Source organism: Oceanospirillum linum (assembly GCF_001995095.2).
GTDB classification, from domain to species: domain Bacteria; phylum Pseudomonadota; class Gammaproteobacteria; order Pseudomonadales; family Halomonadaceae; genus Oceanospirillum; species Oceanospirillum linum.
Genome location: NZ_MTSD02000182.1, coordinates 1 through 408, shown reverse-complemented (window position 1 = coordinate 408; position 408 = coordinate 1). Strand labels below are relative to the sequence as shown.

At 45.3% G+C, this 408-nt stretch carries 1 protein-coding gene; it reads left to right on the top strand.

Annotation, left to right across the window (positions count from 1 at the left end):
• Positions 1 to 198 precede the first annotated feature (198 nt).
• On the top strand, positions 199 to 408 hold a 210-nt coding region (ssb, locus tag BTA35_RS17225), incomplete at its 3' end, for a single-stranded DNA-binding protein (RefSeq protein WP_139363750.1).

Sequence of the window (408 nt, the reverse complement as noted above, 5' to 3'; positions counted from 1 at the left end):
TATCGATGCAACAGATGGCGACTAAACGACCTCGTGGGGTAAGTATAACCCCTGAGGGCGAAAAGCGCGTAACGCATACCAGCACGCTTTCTCAATGTTAAACCCTAATTTTGATCAGCGTGACTTGGATTATCGGAGAACCCTAAAAATTGCAGGGATCAGCATGGATCAGATTAAGGAAATCAAGGAGGAATTTTGATGATAAATAATGTCGTATTAGTCGGACGTTTAACCAAAGATCCTGACTTACGTTATACCGTCAACGGAACAGCTGTAGCAGCCTTTACTATGGCGGTAGAGCGCAGCTTTAACGGCGCCGATGGACAAAAGCAAACAGACTTTATCAGCTGTGTCGTATGGCGTAAGCAGGCTGAAACGTTGGCTAATTACACACGTAAAGGCTCGTTG